This window comes from Bacillota bacterium, assembly GCA_040757085.1.
In the GTDB taxonomy this organism is placed as follows: Bacteria; Bacillota; Sulfobacillia; order JACIYH01; family JACIYH01; genus JACIYH01.
The window spans coordinates 97,241-114,379 of sequence record JBFLXJ010000002.1 but is presented as its reverse complement, the minus strand read 5'-3'; the positions used below and the strand labels follow the sequence as shown (position 1 = coordinate 114,379).

The following is a 17,139-nucleotide window of genomic DNA, read 5'->3' as shown; positions in this document are numbered from 1 at the left end:
GAGGGTGGGGAAGATGGCGGGGATATTCATATATGCCGAGGCGAAGGAAGGAGAGTTCCGCAAGGTAACGGGTGAGCTGCTCTCGCAGTGCCGGGCGGTGGCGGACAGCACCGGGCAGCCCCTGGTGGCCCTGGTGGTGGGTCCTGCTCCCGAGGATGCACCGGCGCGCCTGGCGCCGTTCGGGGCCGATTCTGTACTGCACCTGGATGGACCCGGCCTCGGTGTTTACACGAGCCAGGCGTATGCCTGGGCGGTGGCTGCCTGCCTCAAAGAGCGGGAGCCCGCGGCCCTGTTCTTCGGCAACACACCCCTGGCCCGCGACCTGGCTCCCCGGGTGGCGGAGCGGGTGGGGGCGGCCCTGCACGCCGACTGCACCGGCCTGGCCTGGGAGGACGGCCGGTTTGTGTTCACCAGGCCCCTTTACGGTGGCAAGCTGTACGCCCGCGCGGTGTCGAAGCCAGGTCACCCGGTGATGGCCACGTTCCGGCCCAACGCCCTGGGGACGGTCCAGGTGGCTGCCACCTCTCCCGGCTATGAGCGGGTGCAGGTGGAGGTGCCGGCAGCTGCTGTCACCACGGTGGTGAGGGAGACCATCCGCCAGATGGCGGGGAGGGTAAGCCTGCAGGAAGCGGAGATCATCGTGTCCGGGGGCCGGGGCGTGGGTGGCCCCGGGGGGTTCCGGGTCATCGAGGAGCTGGCCGATGTGCTGGGGGCGGCGGTGGGCGCCTCCCGGGCCGCGGTGGATGCGGGCTGGATCAGCTACGACCACCAGGTGGGACAGACGGGCAAGGCGGTATCGCCCAACCTGTACATCGCCTGCGGGATATCGGGTGCCATCCAGCACCTGGCGGGGATGTCGTCTGCGCGCTGCATCGTGGCCATCAACAAGGACCCTGACGCTTACATCTTCAAGGTGGCCGATTACGGGATCGTGGGAGATCTGTTCCAGGTGGTGCCGGCTCTTACCAGGGAACTGCGCGAGATGCTGGCCCGCGCCTAGGAGCTGGTTGTCATGCCCACACGACCCATATACTGGAACATTTCCGGTCACCTCTGGTTATACCTTTTCCTCGCCATCGCCCTGGGGGTCCTTGCCCTGGGGTTGTGGGGGCACTACCGCCTGATCCGCCGGGGACCCCGGCAGTCCTGGTGGGACCAGCCCTGGCGGCGCCTGGGGTCCCTGGTGGTGGATGGTCTGTTCCAGCGGCGGTTCTGGACGGATCCCTACGCGGCGATCATGCATCTATTCATCATGTGGGGTATGCTGGTGCTCCTGTTCGGGACTGCCATCGTGCTTCTGGAAGCCGACTTTCACCTGCCCGTGTTCCGGGGCACCTTCTACCTCTGGCTTTCCCTGGCCCTGGACATCTTCGGGGCACTGGCGGCGGCCGGGTTGGTGATGGCCCTGGTGCGCCGCTACCTGGTCAGGCCGGCCCGGCTGGACAACCGGTGGGAGGACGCCGTCATCCTGGGCGGGCTCCTGTTCGTGGTGCTCAACGGGTTCGCCCTGGAAGGGTTGCGGCTGGCGGCCTCCTCTGATCCCTGGCAGGCTTGGAGTCCCGTGGGAGCGGCCCTGGCCGCACTCCTGGCGGGAGTGCCCGCGGACATCCTGATGGGCTGGCACCGGGTGCTGTGGTGGGTGCACCTCCTCACCGCTTTGGGCCTGGTGGCATGGTTGCCCTTCTCCAAGCTGCTCCACCTGGTGATGGGCCCTGCCCATCAACTGCTGCGCGACCTGGGCCCGCGGGGGGTGCTGGTTCCCGTCGACTTCAGCGACGAGACCCGGGAGGTATATGGGCTGGCCAACCTGAATGAATTGGGGCCGCGGGGAAGGCTGGCCCTGGAGGCATGCACCAGATGCGGGCGCTGCCAGGAAGTGTGCCCGGCCCACCTTTCCGGAAAGCCCCTCACCCCTAAACAGGTGGTGCTCGATCTGCGCCGGGAACTGGAGGTCGCTTTGCCCTGGCGGCAGTCCGCCCTGGTGCGGGCGTCCTCTGGCGGTGGTCCTGCGATGCGCACCGCCACAGCGGGTGGCGCCGGAGGGGAAGGGCAGGCCGGCCCGCGCGTCATACCCGGTCAGGTGGTGGAGGCCGACGTCATCTGGTCGTGTACCACCTGCGGGGCCTGCCAGGAGCATTGTCCGGTGTACGTCGACCACCCGGCCCTGCTGGTGGATATGAGGCGCTACCTGGTCATGGTGGAAGGGGATTTTCCCTCCGAAGCCCAGCTCACGCTGCGCAACGTGGAGACTAACTTTAATCCCTGGGGAGTGGGTTGGGCCGACCGGGCCCAGTGGGCGGACGGGCTGGGGATACCCGAATTCACCACCGTGGTGGCCGATCATCCCGATGCCTGGCTGTACTGGGTGGGGTGCGCGGGGGCATTTGATGCCCGCAACCGCCAGGTGGCGGCCAGCGTGGCCGGGCTGCTCAAGAAGGCGGGGGTACCGTTCGGCATCCTGGGCACCCGGGAGAGGTGTTGCGGTGACCCCGCCCGCCGGTTGGGGAACGAGTACCTCTTCCAGACCCTGGCGGAACACAACATCGCCGCCATATCAGGAGCCGGGGTGCGGCGCATCGTCACCGCCTGCCCCCACTGTTATCACGTCCTGAGTCGCGAGTATCCCGCCCTGGGAGGGCAGTTCCAGGTAATGCACCATACTGCCCTGCTGGCCCACCTCATGCGGGAAGGAAGGCTCAAGCCCGCCCGGCAGGTGGACGGGGTCGAAGTAGTGGTGTACCACGATTCCTGCTACCTGGGCAGGTACGCGGGGATATACGATGCTCCCCGGCGTCTCATCGACGGGCTGGGCCTGGCGCGGGTGGAACTTGCGCACTCGAGGCGGCGCAGTTTCTGCTGCGGCGGCGGGGGCGGCCGCACCTTCCTGGAGGAGGCGCTGGGCAAACGCATCAACCTGATGCGCACCGACGAGATCATGGCGACACGGGCGACGATGGTGGTAACTGCCTGTCCCTTCTGCCTGACCATGCTGGAAGACGGGGCCAAGGAAAGGAGCCGGGCATTCAGCGTCCTCGATCTGGCCGAGTTGATGACCCGTTACTTGTGACCACGCGTGCCGCCGGGTTCCCTCGATTCTTTCCGGGGGGATATGTGCCCCCGGTCGAGCCTGATCCGGGCTGGCCGGGCGCGGCCGTTATTCCCCAGAGGGAGCAGGCGCAGGCGGTAGAGCAGGTCGCCCGCCCAGGTGACGATTTCCTCCGAACGCCGGATGGCCAGGCCTTTGCAGGCAGCTTTTCCCCCGATGGTGAGGGCAGCCACGCCGCTCACCACCAGCACCTGGGGGAGCAGGTTCCCTGCTTGCGGATACAGGGCGGCCAGCCTTACCACGAGGGTGGAGGCGGCCGCTCCGCTCAGGGTGCCGCATATATCACCGACCACGTCCGTACAAAAGTTATTGACTTTGTCAGCGTTGCGGACCATCCACAGGGCCTGGCGGGCGCCCGGTTTCTTTTTGGCGGCGCGGGCGTGGAAGGGTGCCTCGGAGGCGGCGGCGGTGGCGACGCCCACGATGTCGAATACCACGCCGATGCCAATCACCACAAGGATGGCGAGCAGCGCGGGAACGATGCTGAGTCGGGAAGAAAGAGCCTGTGTGGGAAGGGACATGCCTAGGGAAATGCCGAACGCCAGGGCGGCCATGACCAGGCCATACCGCAACCCCTGCCGGGCTGCCGACCGGTTGGTGCCTCCCCGTCCCTTGCGAGATGCTGACCGGTCGGCACCTCCCCGGTCGTTGCGTCTGGGACCTTTGTCGTCGTCTGCCAACCCGGACCTTCACCCCCGGCACAATCTATATTTTCTTTCCCGTTCCCGATCTCCTTCCCCCCGTGAACCATCCGGCGTGGAGGCAGGAGGAGAATTGCGCACAGGCGCGAAAAGTTTAGGGGAACGAGGATTGGGGGAGGGCTGAATTTGGAGAAGCTGATCGAGGTCAAGGACCTGAAGACGTACTTCTTCACCTCCGACGGGGTCCTTCCCGCCGTGGACGGGGTGACCTTCCACATCAACCGGGGTGAGACCCTGGGGGTGGTGGGAGAGTCCGGGTGCGGCAAGAGTGTGACGTCCCTGTCCATCATGAGGCTGGTGCCCATCCCGCCCGGCAGGTACGTGGGCGGGGAGATCCTGTTTGAAGGGGAAGACCTGCTCAAGAAGTCGGAGCCTGAAATGCGAAAGATCCGCGGCAACGATATCGCCATGATATTCCAGGAACCCATGACCTCCCTCAACCCGGTGTACACCATCGGTGACCAGATCGCGGAAGCCATCCAGTTGCACCAGGGTCTCAAGCGCCGGGAGGCCATGGCCAAGGCCGAGCATATGCTGCGCCTGGTGGGCGTGCCGGATCCCCACCGGCGCATCCGGGAGTATCCCCATCAGTTGTCGGGCGGGATGCGGCAGCGGGCCATGATCGCCATGGCCCTCTCCTGCAACCCCAAGTTGCTCATCGCTGACGAACCCACCACCGCCCTGGACGTGACCATCCAGGCCCAGATCCTGGAATTGATGAAGACTCTGAAGCGGGAACTGGGGATGGCTATCATGCTCATCACCCACGACCTGGGTGTGATCGCGGAGATGGCGGAGCGGGTGGTGGTCATGTACTCGGGCAAGGTGGTTGAGGAGGCGGTTGTGTATGACCTGTTCCGCGAACCGCTCCATCCCTACACAGAGGGCCTGCTCACCTGCATCCCCCGTATCGACCGTCCCCGGGGCAGGTTGCACGTGATCGAGGGCGTGGTCCCCAACCCGCTGGAGTTCCCACCCGGGTGCCGGTTCCATCCCCGGTGTCCATATGCTCAGGATATCTGCCGGACTCAGGAACCCCCGCTGGTCGAGCAGGGTTCCCGCCGCATCGCCTGCCACTTTACCCCGGCGGAGCGGCGCCCGGCCAGGGAGGTGGCGTAATTGAGCGTGGTACTGAAAGAAGAAGCAGGTCCCGCCAGCTCTCCCCAGAGCGAGACGTTGCTGGAAGTGGTGGACCTGAAGAAGCACTTTCCCATTTACGGGGGTGTGTTCTCCCGGGTAGTGGGGTACGTTTACGCCGTGGACGGGGTATCGTTCACGGTGAGGCGCGGCGAGACCTTCGGCCTGGTGGGGGAGTCCGGCTGCGGTAAGACCACGGCCGGGCGGGTGATCCTGCGCCTCACCCCGGCCACTTCCGGCAAAGTGTACTTTGACGGGCAGGATGTGTTCGCTCTCTCTCCCGCGCAGATGCGCCGCCTGCGCCGGGAGATGCAGATCATATTCCAGGACCCGTACGCCTCCCTGAACCCCCGCATGACGGTGGGGGAGATCATCGGTGAACCCCTTGAGATCCACGGGGTGGCGCGGGGCGCTAAGAAGCAGGAACGGGTGAAGGAACTCCTGCAGGTGGTGGGCCTGCAGGCTTCCGATGCCCGCCGCTACCCCCACGAGTTCTCCGGCGGGCAGAGGCAGCGCATCGGTATCGCCCGCGCCCTGGCCCTGCATCCCAAGTTAATCATTTGTGATGAACCCGTTTCCGCCCTGGACGTGTCCATCCAGAGCCAGATCCTGAACCTGCTGGACGAGCTGCAAGAACAGTTCGGCCTGACCTATGTTTTCATCGCCCACGGCCTGCACGTGATCAAGCATGTGTCCGACCGGGTGGGCGTAATGTACCTGGGCAAACTGGTTGAGGTGGCATCGGCGGATGAGCTATTTGCCGAGCCGTACCATCCCTACACCGAGGCCCTCCTGTCTGCCATTCCCATCCCCAACCCCGAGGTACGGCGCGAGCGCATCGTCCTGGAGGGAGATGTGCCCAGCCCCATCAATCCCCCGCCCGGTTGCCGCTTCCACACCAGGTGCCGGTATGCGCAGGCTGCCTGTCGCGAGGCTGAACCCTCGTTGCGGGAGGTAGGGAACGGGAGGTTGGTAGCCTGTCATCTGCGCCCGTAGCCGCGACATAGAACGGGAGGGGAGGGCGGGGCATGGAGGGGGGCCGCAAGCCGCTGGGCACGGCCCGGATGCTGGCCTACAGCCTGGGTTCGCTGGGGGCATCTGTCCCGGCCCAGGCTTTTTCTACGTATGCGGTGTTCTTTTATGTGGATGTCCTCAAGTTGCCGGCGTTCTGGGTGGCCACCATAGGGATGACCCTCTACGGGATCTGGAATGCGGTTAACGATCCCATGATCGGGTACGTTTCCGACCGCACTTCCACCCGCTGGGGCCGCCGCATTCCCTGGATCGCGGGCGGGCTCTTACCCCTGGTAGTTTTCTTCATCCTGGTGTGGAGCCCCCCCGGCCTCGCGCCAACCGGACTATTTGTGTACTTCCTGGTCGTCATTTTCCTGTACGATTTCTTCTACACCCTGGTAGTACTCAACTGGACCTCGCTGTTTCCCGAGATGTTCACCAGCCTGCGGGAACGGGCCCACGTGTCGGCCTGGCGCCAGATCTTCGGGAACGTGGGTCTCATCCTGGGGGTGGCCCTGGTCCCCGTGCTGTACGGTACCGTAGGCTGGCCCGGGATGGGGCTGATCCTGGGTGTGGTCACTGGCGTGGCCCTGGGCATTTCACTGCTGGGCAGCCGGGAAGACCCTTCCCTGCGCGGGGAACCCCTGCCCCTGGGGCCAGCCCTGCGATACACCCTGGCCAACCGGTCCTTCCTCACATTCGTGCTGACCAGCCTCACGGTGCAGTTTTCCTGGACGGTGCTGATGGCCACCTTGCGTTTTTACACCAAGTACGTGCTCGGGCTTAACGAGGGTCAGCACACCCTGATGCTGCTGGGCTGCTTCCTGGTGGTGTTTGTCCTGCTCCACCCCTGGGGTCGCATCACCGTGCGGCTGGGGCCGCGCAAGGCCATGATGGTGGGGCTGGTCATTTTCGGGCTCACGCTCCTTCCTGCCTGGTTCGTGAGCGATTTCGCAGGCGGTGTGGTGTACGCGGCCTTGCTGGGCCTGGGGTTGCCCGGCCTAATGCTGCTTCTGGACGTGCTCATCTCTGACGTTATCGACGAGGACGAGTTGCGCTCTGGTGCCCGCCGCGAAGGCATGTATTTCGGTGTACACGCCCTATTCATCCGACTGGGAATCTCCTTCCAGGGCCTGGTGATGGGTGCCGTCCTCACCGCCACCGGCTACGACCCCAATCTGGCGGTGCAACCGGCTTCTGCGCTGTGGGGCATGCGTTTCCTCATGGCGGGAGTCCCCCTGGTGGCCGTGGCCCTTGCCTTCCTGTGCATGGTGCTTTACCCGCTCCACGGGGAACGGCTGGCGGCAGTTAAGGCTCAGGTGGCGCGGCACCGTGCCGGGGGAGAGTGAGGGTTGGGCAGAGGGGCAGGTTACGTCGCCTTCAATCCCCTGGACATCCCTGCCTGCCGGGCAAGGATGCTGGGGTCGGGCTTTGTGGGAGGCAAGGCCAAGGGCCTGTTCCTGGCCGAGCAGGTGCTGGCCCGGCGGGGCCTTTTGGGCACGCGCGTGTTGATCCCGCCCACCTGGGTTCTTCCCACAGGCGTGTTCGAACAATTCCTCGATGAGAACGACCTGTACCGGTTCAGCCCGGGCGCCCGCACCATGGAGGAGTACGCCGAAATAGTGGCTGCATTCGCCCGAGCACCGCTACCGGGACCGGCGCGGCAACGGCTGGCGTCGTGGTTGGCGGAGGTGGATTACCCGCTGGCCGTGCGTTCCTCTGCTTTCCTGGAGGACAGCCTGCGGTATTCCTTCGCCGGCAAATACCACACGGTGTTCATCCCCAACCGGGGGCCCCTGGAGGTGCGCCTGGCCGCACTGGAGGCGGCTATCAAGGAGGTTTATGCCTCGGTGTACTGCCCCGATGCGGTGGCATACCGGCAGCGACGGGGCCTGGGGGACGACAGCATGGCCGTGATCCTGCAGAGGTTGGTGGGTGAGGAGCACCGAGATCTCTTCTATCCCGAGATTTCCGGGGTAGGGTTTTCGCGCAACTACCGGTGCTGGAGTGAGCGTGTCCGGCCGGAGGATGGCGTCCTGCGCCTGGTATTTGGCCTGGGGACCCGTTGCACGGGACGGGGGTACGCGCGCCTGGCTTCCCTCACCAATCCCGAGCTCAGGCCTGAGGGCAACGATCCCCGCGACGTGGCTCGCTACTCCCAGGAGATATTTGACGCCCTGCACCTGCCCTCGGGGCGCCTGCAATCCTGGAACATCAACCAGAGGCCGGACGTGGTTGCCTGCCATCCCCACTTCTCCTGGTACGCCCAGTTGTATTTGCCCGACCGCAACGAACTGGTTCCTCCGCCGGCTCTTCTACCCGAGGGACCTGCGGGCACCAGGTACGTGTTCAGTTTCCCCACCCTGGTGCAGCATTTCCGGCCCGTACTGGAAACCGCACGGGAACTTTTTGACCTGCTCGAGGACTCCCAGGCCATGGACACGCCGGTGGACGTGGAGTTCACCTACGCCACCGGGACGCGCGAGTTCTGCGTTGTGCAGGCGCGCCCCCTTTCCAGCTATGAGGAGTTCCGGCCCGTGCGCATTCCCTCCATGCTCCCCGGTGAACTCATCCTGCGGGGGGACCGCATGATGACCAACGGTCAACTGGAGAACGTCAACCACCTGGTCTACGTCGATCCCGACCTGTACCGGCACACCGCCGACAAGGCCCGCGTGGCCAGGGAAGTGGGACGCGTGAATGAGCGACTGGCGGGAGACCGCTATATCCTGGTGGGACCGGGGCGGTGGGGATCTTCCCATCCCGCTCAGGGAGTGCCCGTCCAGTACCGGGAGGTGGCCCATGCCGGGCTGCTGGTGGAACTGGGCTCCCGGGAGGAGAGCTTCATCCCTGAGCTATCTTATGGTACCCATTTCTTCGCTGACCTGGAGAACGACCGTATCCTGTACCTGCCCGTCTTCACCCACCTGGGGAGCAATGTGTATCATCGGGAGTGGTTCTGCCGTTACCCGGCGGAAGATACCGGTCATCCGGCAGTCAAGGTTTACCGAGGCAGGTTCTCCGCCTACCTGGATGGCCGCCAGCCCCTGGGGGTGGTGGTCTCACTAGGAGGTTAGGTGTCCGGGCGCGGTGTTCCCGGCCGCCCGGTAGGTCCGGCGAGTCGCGGTGTGACTTGCCCGGCGGGTGCGCCATCGTGTATGCTGGGAACGCACGGCTCAGGGGGGATGGGCATGAAAGCGGTCAAGGTGGAGCGTCTGGGCATGGACATGGTGTCCGACCAGGTGGTTGTGTTCCTCAAGGAGGTGGATGGTAACCGGTCCCTGCCCATATGGATCGGGCACCTCGAGGCAGGCTCCATTGCCCTGGCCCTGGAAGGGGTGCAGCCGCCCCGTCCCATCACCCACGACCTCCTGAAAAGTATGCTTGATGCCTTGGGGGCGCGGGTCAAGCGGGTGTCGATCAATGACCTGCGCAATGAGACCTTCTATGCCCTCATCGAGGTCGAGGCGGACGGGCGCACTTTCGAAGTCGACTCACGTCCCAGCGATGCCCTGGCCCTGGCCCTGCGCACGGAGGCACCCATCTTCGTGGCAGAGCAGGTACTGGAACAGGCCGGGGTGCGGTCGAGCGAGGGAGAGCAGAGTGGATAGTTTCGTCATCCCCGTGGCCAACGGGGTACTGCCCCGACCGGACGGTGGTGTGGTCACGGGGATATTCGTCAACCCCTACGCAGCACGGGTGCTGCAAGAGGCGGGACCGGACGCCGACATCCTGCTGTGCCCTTACGCGGTGACCAAGGGGAGGCTCTACCCGGTGGGGGTGATGGTATCCGTTCAGGAGGCATGGATGCAGCCCGTCTACGTGGGCAGCCCGTGCGGTCCCTACCGGAAGGTGACTGCCCTCTTCGCCCGCGTGACCGGGCGCGGGCGTTTCCGGGCAGGGTCTTTCTGGCGCCGGGGGCACATCCTGCTAGCCTCCAGGGTGGAAGCCCTGGACGTGGCGGCCCTGCGGGGCCAGGGGTACCCGGCGGTGGATGGGGCCGGCTGGCAGGCCGTCGGGGGACATACCCGCTTCCAGGGAGCGGAAGACGTGGTGGTTACCCTGGAGGGGGTGGAGTACGAATCCGGCCGGCGCGTGGAGGTCACCGGCAACGTGGGCGGCATCATTCCTCCCGACCAGGCCCACACCGTGGAACACGGGATCATCAGGGCCCTGGCCCAGTACGCCTTCTGCACGCCCCGCCTGCTGCGGGAGGCCTTTGCCGAAGAAGGCCGCGAACTGGAACAATCCCTCGACGTGGGTTTTCGCCTGCGCCTGCCCGAAGTATTCGGGGTGACGCGGGCGGGAGCTTGCGGTAACCCCCTGTCCGACCTGGCCCACTTTTACCTGGCGCGGGAACTGGTGGAGAGGCTGGCCGAAGGGGAGCCTTTCCCCCGCTCCCTGGAGGCTGCCCGAAACGTCACCATGTCCCGGCTGGTGGAAGAACTGGAACTTACCGATCGGGCCCCGTTTCGGGTACCGCGGGCTTTGAAGCACGGTATGTTCCACGACGACACTCCCATGGACATGGCCACTCTGAAGCGGGTGCTGGCGCGCTTTCCCGCCTCACCCTGGGCATAACCGGGCAGCGCGGGCCCTGACGGCTGCCGGAGCCGGGGTCGGGTGCGGGAACTGAAGGAGTGCCGGCCGAGGGAGGTGGAGGCCGTGGACCTCGTGCGCATCGGTGATAAGGTGCTCAGCCGCCAGAAGCTGGCCGAGGCTATCGACCGCATACTGGAGATGCGGGCGCGGGGCCTGTCCCAGCAGGAGGTGGCGGACCGGGTGGGGGTTGACCGCACCTTCGTGTCCCGATTGGAAAGCCTGGGCGAGGTGCGCAAGGGGCGGACCATCGCTATGGTGGGATTTCCCGTGGAGAACCGGGCTGAACTGGAGCAGGTCGCCCGTGAGGAGGGAGTGGATTACACTTTCCTCCTCACCGACCGGGAACGCTGGGACTTCCTGGAGAACAAGAGCGGGGTAGAGCTGTTCAACGAGATTATGTCCATCATCTATGCGGTGCGGGAACACGATGTGGTCATCCTGATGGGTTCCGACCGGCGGGTCAGTCTGATGAAGGGGCTGGTGGACAAGGAAGCCATCCTGGTCCCCATAGGCACCTCTCCCATGACCCAGGGGGCGCGGGTAGATCCCGAGAAGCTACGGGCGCTCATCCGCTCCGTCAAAGGCCCCTGACCCGCACCACTTGCGTCGGCCGGGTCCTCGAGCCGGGTGCATACCAGATACCAGGAATGGACAGCGGCAGCGAATTCATACAATAGCTTGCGTCCCGGCGAGGGCGGGGCGCAGGTGCTTCCTATGCGCTTTGGCTGCGTTTTTGCTGGGCATACGAGGGGCGGCCCGGCCTGGTGGTTGCTTCCTGTGTGGTTCGGGTTGCGCGTTCCCTGGCGGTGCCCGGCGGTCCGGGTCGCCCTGGGGGACGGCCAGGAAGGATGGGCCGTCTTGCTACCCGCAGGTTCGTCGCCCCGGCGGGTGAGGGATACGGTGGCCTGGTTGGTCCGCCGGGGGGTGAAGGACGTGAGCGTTTCTCCGCGGTTCGGCGTGCCGGGGCGCGGCCTGGCTTTGTGGATGGCGGCCACGCTGCGGGTGGCGTTGCTGATGGCCTCTCGGGGAGGAACACCCGCACGCGCCCTGGTGGTGGGCACCCATACCATGGTCGGGCAGACGGCCCTGGGGTGGCTCGCCTCCAGGGTAAGGCACCTGTCGGTGGGGCAAAGCCCGGACCGGAAGCAAACGTTGGTTGGGGACCGCTTGCTCGACGACCTGGGGGTGGCGGTCACCTGGGACCCCGTGGACGTCCCCGGGCCGCGCTGGGAGGGAGACCTGGTGGTGTGGGCGGGGGGATCGGTTCCTTTGCGACGGGAGGTGTGTGCGCCCGTGTGGCTGCAGGCGGGGACCTCACTACCCACCGAGGCTGGGCGACCGGTCTGGGGGACTGTGGTGGTGGTGGATGCGCTGCTCCGGGGAGTGGAAATGAAGGGCATACCCGCCTGGTGGTGGCGGGAATTGCGGCCTCCGGGCGAGGCGCAAAGCGTTGATAGGCAAGGGCCGGGCGGGGTTCACCAGCAAGTGGGAGTCCAGAACAGTCCGTGCCAAAACGGTGGAGTATCAGGGCTTCCGGGACAGTCCGTTAGCAACGCGTTAGCAAGCAGTTTGGAAGTTCGCGCCAGTGCGGTCGCGGCTGGCCTGAAATCGCCTTGCGCTTGTGAACGCCGGCACGAGCTACCGACTGCGGCGAGGAGTCAGGTAGGAGCCAGGATGCCGCATTCGAAGCTTGACGGGCACATTTGCGGGCTGATAAAATCGAGCAGGGAATGGTTCGTGGGATGCATGTGAACGTGGTCACATGCACGGACGCCAGTTCACGGGGAGGGCAGACTCACTATGAAACGTGTTTGGAAGGCTCTGGTTCCCGTACTGCTCGGCATAATCCTCTTCCTGATCCCGGTCCCTCAGGGTCTCAATGCCAATGCCTGGCACTATTTCGCACTTTTCGCAGCCGTGATCGCCGCGCTGATTCTGGAACCCTTACCGGCTGGCGCAGTCGGCGTTGTGGGCGTGACTGCAGCAGCAGCACTTGGATTGGTCGCGCCTAAGCCGGCTGAGTCTATCAAGTGGGCTCTTTCGGGTTTTGCCAACACTACGGTGTGGCTGATCTTTGTCGCTTTCATGTTCGCGCTCGGGTACGAGAAGACTGGCTTGGGGCGGCGTGTCGCGCTGGGTTTAGTCAAGGGTTTGGGCAAAAGGACACTCGGTCTTGGATACGCAATTACCCTGGCTGACCTGGTGCTTGCTCCCTTCATGCCTTCGAACACGGCTCGCAGCGGGGGAACCATTTACCCCATCGTCAGGAACATCCCGGTGCTTTACGGATCGCTGCCAGGGGAGACGGCGCGCAAGATTGGGTCGTACATCATGTGGACGGCGTTTGCCGCCACCTGCATCACCAGTTCGATGTTCCTGACCTCGCTGGCACCGAACGTGCTGGCTGTTTCTCTGGTGAAGAAGACCGTGAACTTGGACATTGTCTGGTCCGAGTGGTTCCTTGGTTTTGCCCCTGTTGGGATCCTGCTCATTTCTACCCTGCCCCTGCTGATTTACAAGATATATCCGCCTGCCTTGAAAGCGAGTGAAGAGGTACCCGCATGGGCTGCCCGGGAACTCGCCAGGATGGGCAGGCTAACCAAGAACGAGCTGGTGATGGCTCTTCTGGCCGTGCTGGCGCTGCTCCTCTGGATTTTCGGATCCGACGTGCTCGACGCCGCAACGGTGGCCCTGGTTGCCCTCTCCTTGATGCTGCTGACGGGCATCGTGGCGTGGGACGACGTTTTGGCGTACAAACAGGCCTGGAACGTGCTGGTATGGTTTGCCACGCTGGTTACCCTTGCGGACGGCCTGAATAAGGTGGGGTTCGTGACATGGTTTGCCAAGGCAACTGCCGGTGCTATGGCGGGCATGTCGATGACGGTCATCGTGCTTCTGCTGACGGCCGTCTTCTTCATCGTCCACTACATGTTTGCCAGCCTGACGGCACACGCCACCGCGCTACTTCCCGTATTCCTGGCGGTAGGCGCCGCCGTACCAGGTCTCCCCATCAAGGTCTTCTCGCTGCTCCTGTGCTATTCGTTGGGTCTCATGGGAATCCTCACCCCCTATGCCACGGGGCCGGCCCCGGTGTATTACGGGAGTGGGTACGTGAGCCGCAGGGACTTCTGGGTGCTCGGGCTGATCTTCGGCCTGGTTTACCTGGCCGGACTCCTCGTGATCGGTGCGCCCTACCTCTTCGCAGTGTACCGGTAGGGGTACGGCGGGTGCATGGCTTGGGGCGCCGTTGCACGGAGGTTCGAACACTGAACACGTTAGAGGAGGCAGCCCCGTGGGCAGGAGATCGATCCCTCTGAAACTCGGGCAGAGGGACGAGGTGGTGCAGGTCCCCGAGGAGAACCTCGTTGCGGTGGTGGAACCAAGGGAGAGGCCGGCGGTACCGGACCCGGTGGCAGAGGTACGGAGGGCACTGGCGGAGCCTATCGTTTCCCCGCGACTGTGTGAGATGGTCCGGCCGGGGCAGAAGGTGGCCATCATGGTGAGCGACATCACCAGGCCTGCTCCCACTTCAGTTCTTTTGCCACCCCTCTTGCGGGAACTCTCGTCGGCGGGCGTGCGCGAGCACGACGTTACAATCGTTTTCGGCATGGGGATCCACAGGCGGCATTCTCCCGAAGAGCAGCGGGCGCTCGTGGGCGACGGAGTCTTTAAAAGGTTCAGGTGTGTGGACAGTTCGGAACTCGAGGTTGTGAACCTGGGTGAGACCTCGAGGGGGACGCCGCTCGAGGTGGCCCGGCCCGTGGCAGAAGCGGACGTTAGGGTGGCCACCGGGAACATCGAGTTGCACTACTTTGCGGGTTACACGGGTGGGGCCAAGGCTTTCATGCCCGGGGCCTCGACACGAAAAGCCATCGAGCACAACCACGCCATGCAACTCCTCCCGGGGGCCGCCCCCGGTCGCATTGAGGGCAACCCGGTGCGGGAGGATATCGACGAGTTTGCGAAGAGGATCGGTGCTGCCTTCATCGTGAACGCCGTTCTCAACTCACATAAGGAAATCGTTGCCTGTCTCGCCGGGCACTTGATCGAGGCGCACCGGGAAGGATGCAAGCTTGTGGATTCGATGTACAAGGTGGAGATCCCCGAACCGGCGGATATCGTAGTTGCTTCCGCAGGGGGGGCTCCTAAGGACATCAATGTTTACCAGGCCCAAAAGGCCCTTGACAACGCCAGGTGGGCGGTGCGACCCGGCGGGATCATAATCCTCATTGCCTCGTGCCGGGAAGGATTTGGCGAATCCACGTTCGAGAGGTGGATCATGGAGGCCCGTACCGCGCACGATCTCATCGAGCGACTAAAGAAGGGGTTCGTCCTCGGGGGCCACAAGGCAGCAGCGATTGCCAGAGTACTCGAGGTGGCGCAAGTCTGGCTGGTATCCGAGCTCGCGCCCGGCGTTGTAAGGAGCCTGATGTTCAGGCCTTTTGGCTCGGGCCAGGAGGCGCTTGATCGGGCCATCGCGGAGAAAGGAAACGGTTGCAAAGTGATTGTGATGCCGCGTGCAGGGGTAACGTTGCCGTGTACTCCGGGGGTAAGGGCTGGCGGCTGAGCCGGCTGGCCGGCTTGTGTCAACGGGCGCGGTTGGCTGGGTTGACAGGGCGGGGGAGAACCCGGTATAGTGATGGCAACCAAATGGCGAGGAAGGGGAGGAGTACCCGCGTCCGTCGCCGCCCAGAGAGCCGGGGGCAGGTGCGAGCCCGGTCGAGGACGATGCGGGGAATGGGCCCCAGAGCTGCCACCCCAACGAGGGATGCCTCCAGTATGGGTGGACGGATGTCCCCCGTTAACGGGACGCCGGTATCGGCTGGGTGATGGCCTGTACCGGAACAGAGTGGGGTTCCCCCACTTGGGTGGCACCGCGGAAGTGACCTTTCGCCCCAGGGCGAAAGGCCTTTTCTTTTAGCGGGGTAGGCCCGGGGGGACCCAGTTGGGTGGCACCACGGGGAAGGCTCCCGTCCCAGCGGCGGGGGCCTTCGTGTTTCCAGGTGGCGAGGTGAGCGAGTTGATCAATCCATCCCGGGACCAGTTCTTGCAGGTGGCGCGGAGCGTTCAGGGGACGGCCGTGGTTCCCGTCTGGCGAGAGTGGGTGGCCGACACAGAGACGCCCGTTTCGGCGTTGCTGAAGCTGGGCCACCTGAGGCCCGTGTTCCTGCTGGAGAGCGCGGACGGAGGGGAACGGGTGGGCCGCTATTCCTTCCTGGGATTGCAGCCCTTCTGGGAGTTGCGGGCCCAGGGGGACGTGGTGACTGTACATCGCGGGGACCGGACCGAGGAGCGGACCGGCGACCCGGTGGCCGTGATGCGGAGCGAGATTCACCGGTACCGGGCGGCGGCTGCCGGGCCGCTGCCACGCTTTTATGGCGGGGCGGTGGGGTACCTGTCGTACGAATGGGTGCATCGACTGGAGAAGCTGCCCCGCCCCCGGGTGAGCCGGCTGGGGTGGCCCGAGGCGGTGTTCGTTATGGCCGGGGTGGTGCTCGTATTCGACCACCTGCGGCACACGGTGACGGTGGTGGTCAACCAGCTCCTGGACGGCGACTCTGACTCCTGTTACAGCCGCGCCGCCGCCCGCATCGAGGAGGTGCAGCACCACCTCGCGGGTTCTCTACCGCGCGCCTCGTGCCCACACGGGGTCCGGGAAGGGGAGTTTTCGGTCCCGCGGATGCCCCTGCCGCCGGACGGCCAGCGGTCGCTGCTCCCTGAGCGGGAAACCGGCGCGGAAGGATTCACCAGCAACTTCACGCGGGAGGAGTTCTGTCGCTGCGTGCGGCGGGCCAAGGAGTACATCCGTGCGGGGGACATCTTCCAGGTGGTGCTTTCCCAGCGCCTGGAGAGGCGCCTGCGGGCGCACCCCCTGGATGTGTACCGCGTACTGCGTGCCCTAAACCCTTCGCCCTACATGTTTTACCTGGACCTGGGCGACAGGTACCTGGCGGGGGCGTCGCCGGAGATGCTGGTGAGGGTGGAGGAGGGCTGGGTCGAGACCCGACCCATCGCCGGTACCCGGCCCCGGGGCCGGGATGCCGAGGAAGACGAGCGCCTGGCCGGGGAGCTGGTGGCCGACCCCAAGGAAAGGGCGGAGCATGTGATGCTCGTGGACTTGGGGCGCAACGACGTGGGGCGGGTGTGCCAGCCGGGGACCGTGCGGGTGACGGAATTCATGACGGTGGAGCGTTACTCGCACGTGATGCACATCGTGTCGGCCGTGCGGGGGAAGCTGTGCCCGGATGTGGACGCCTTCGGCGCCCTGGCCAGTTGCTTTCCGGCCGGCACGCTCACCGGTGCACCCAAGGTACGGGCCATGGAGATAATCCGTGAGCTGGAGCCGGAGGAACGGGGCCCTTACGGCGGGGCGGTGGGGTACTTCAGCTTCTCGGGCAACGCCGACACCTGCATAACCATCCGGACCGTACTCATGTCCGAGGGTAGGGCGGTCGTCCAGGCCGGGGCCGGGATAGTAGCCGATTCCGACCCGGAACGCGAGTACGAGGAGACCATGAACAAGGCCCGCGCCCTGCTCCTGGCGGTCGAGCGGGCGGAAAGGGGCCACTGGTGAATCCG

General features: G+C 65.1%; 14 protein-coding genes and 1 other annotated feature. Of the genes, 13 read left to right on the top strand and 1 reads right to left on the bottom strand.

Annotated features, from left to right (window positions below):
* Window positions 1-13 precede the first annotated feature (13 nt).
* Together AB1446_00820 and AB1446_00815 are read left to right on the top strand one after the other, a co-directional pair.
* Complete coding sequence (locus tag AB1446_00820; GenBank protein ID MEW6545445.1) at window positions 14-1,000, top strand: electron transfer flavoprotein subunit alpha/FixB family protein; 987 nt, start codon at window positions 14-16, stop codon at window positions 998-1,000.
* Between the two features lie 12 nt (window positions 1,001-1,012).
* Entirely contained in the window at window positions 1,013-3,067 is a 2,055-nt protein-coding gene (locus AB1446_00815) for a heterodisulfide reductase-related iron-sulfur binding cluster (protein MEW6545444.1), read from the top strand.
* On the opposite strand, the gene AB1446_00810 is transcribed toward AB1446_00815, so the two are convergent.
* Entirely contained in the window at window positions 3,058-3,786 is a 729-nt protein-coding gene (locus AB1446_00810; protein ID MEW6545443.1) for a hypothetical protein, read from the bottom strand. The genes AB1446_00815 and AB1446_00810 overlap by 10 nt on opposite strands.
* 141 nt (window positions 3,787-3,927) lie before the next feature.
* Here AB1446_00810 and AB1446_00805 point away from each other — a divergent pair, with 141 nt between their 5' ends.
* The 11 genes from AB1446_00805 to trpE all read left to right on the top strand — a co-directional run bounded on the left by AB1446_00805 (window position 3,928) and on the right by trpE (window position 17,134).
* The gene (locus AB1446_00805) at window positions 3,928-4,926 is read left to right on the top strand and encodes an ABC transporter ATP-binding protein (protein ID MEW6545442.1); all 999 of its coding nucleotides are present in this window, start codon (window positions 3,928-3,930) and stop codon (window positions 4,924-4,926) included.
* Window positions 4,927-5,940 carry a dipeptide ABC transporter ATP-binding protein gene (locus AB1446_00800; protein ID MEW6545441.1) on the top strand — a complete coding sequence of 338 codons (1,014 nt, stop codon included), beginning with the start codon at window positions 4,927-4,929 and terminating at the stop codon, window positions 5,938-5,940.
* Window positions 5,941-5,972: 32 nt separating this feature from the next.
* Window positions 5,973-7,307: an MFS transporter gene (locus AB1446_00795; protein ID MEW6545440.1), complete on the top strand. Its 1,335-nt coding sequence runs from the start codon at window positions 5,973-5,975 to the stop codon at window positions 7,305-7,307.
* A 3-nt stretch (window positions 7,308-7,310) separates the two neighbouring features.
* Window positions 7,311-9,035 (top strand): PEP/pyruvate-binding domain-containing protein, encoded by a 1,725-nt coding sequence (locus AB1446_00790; protein ID MEW6545439.1) that lies wholly within the window; start codon window positions 7,311-7,313, stop codon window positions 9,033-9,035.
* A 114-nt stretch (window positions 9,036-9,149) separates the two neighbouring features.
* Window positions 9,150-9,569 (top strand): bifunctional nuclease family protein, encoded by a 420-nt coding sequence (locus tag AB1446_00785; GenBank protein ID MEW6545438.1) that lies wholly within the window; start codon window positions 9,150-9,152, stop codon window positions 9,567-9,569.
* Window positions 9,562-10,539, top strand: coding sequence for a hypothetical protein (locus AB1446_00780; protein MEW6545437.1), 978 nt, complete (start codon window positions 9,562-9,564; stop codon window positions 10,537-10,539). The genes AB1446_00785 and AB1446_00780 overlap by 8 nt, the downstream gene beginning before the upstream one ends.
* 84 nt (window positions 10,540-10,623) lie before the next feature.
* The gene (locus AB1446_00775) at window positions 10,624-11,151 is read left to right on the top strand and encodes a helix-turn-helix transcriptional regulator (protein ID MEW6545436.1); all 528 of its coding nucleotides are present in this window, start codon (window positions 10,624-10,626) and stop codon (window positions 11,149-11,151) included.
* 186 nt (window positions 11,152-11,337) lie between these two features.
* On the top strand, window positions 11,338-12,312 hold the full coding sequence (locus tag AB1446_00770; protein ID MEW6545435.1) for a hypothetical protein: 975 nt from the start codon (window positions 11,338-11,340) through the stop codon (window positions 12,310-12,312).
* Between the two features lie 48 nt (window positions 12,313-12,360).
* Window positions 12,361-13,776 (top strand): anion permease, encoded by a 1,416-nt coding sequence (locus tag AB1446_00765; GenBank protein ID MEW6545434.1) that lies wholly within the window; start codon window positions 12,361-12,363, stop codon window positions 13,774-13,776.
* 76 nt (window positions 13,777-13,852) lie between these two features.
* The gene (gene larA / locus AB1446_00760; GenBank protein MEW6545433.1) at window positions 13,853-15,127 is read left to right on the top strand and encodes a nickel-dependent lactate racemase; all 1,275 of its coding nucleotides are present in this window, start codon (window positions 13,853-13,855) and stop codon (window positions 15,125-15,127) included.
* A gap of 80 nt (window positions 15,128-15,207) precedes the next feature.
* Window positions 15,208-15,461, top strand: a binding site (T-box leader).
* Between the two features lie 44 nt (window positions 15,462-15,505).
* Entirely contained in the window at window positions 15,506-17,134 is a 1,629-nt protein-coding gene (gene trpE / locus AB1446_00755; protein MEW6545432.1) for an anthranilate synthase component I, read from the top strand.
* Window positions 17,135-17,139: the final 5 nt, after the last annotated feature.

Coding starts and splice junctions, on each gene's coding strand:
- AB1446_00820 (MEW6545445.1), top strand. CDS start 14: ATGGCGGGGATATTCATATATGCCGAGGCGAAGGAAGGAGAGTTCCGC.
- AB1446_00815 (MEW6545444.1), top strand. CDS start 1,013: ATGCCCACACGACCCATATACTGGAACATTTCCGGTCACCTCTGGTTA.
- AB1446_00795 (MEW6545440.1), top strand. CDS start 5,973: ATGGAGGGGGGCCGCAAGCCGCTGGGCACGGCCCGGATGCTGGCCTAC.
- AB1446_00785 (MEW6545438.1), top strand. CDS start 9,150: ATGAAAGCGGTCAAGGTGGAGCGTCTGGGCATGGACATGGTGTCCGAC.
- AB1446_00765 (MEW6545434.1), top strand. CDS start 12,361: ATGAAACGTGTTTGGAAGGCTCTGGTTCCCGTACTGCTCGGCATAATC.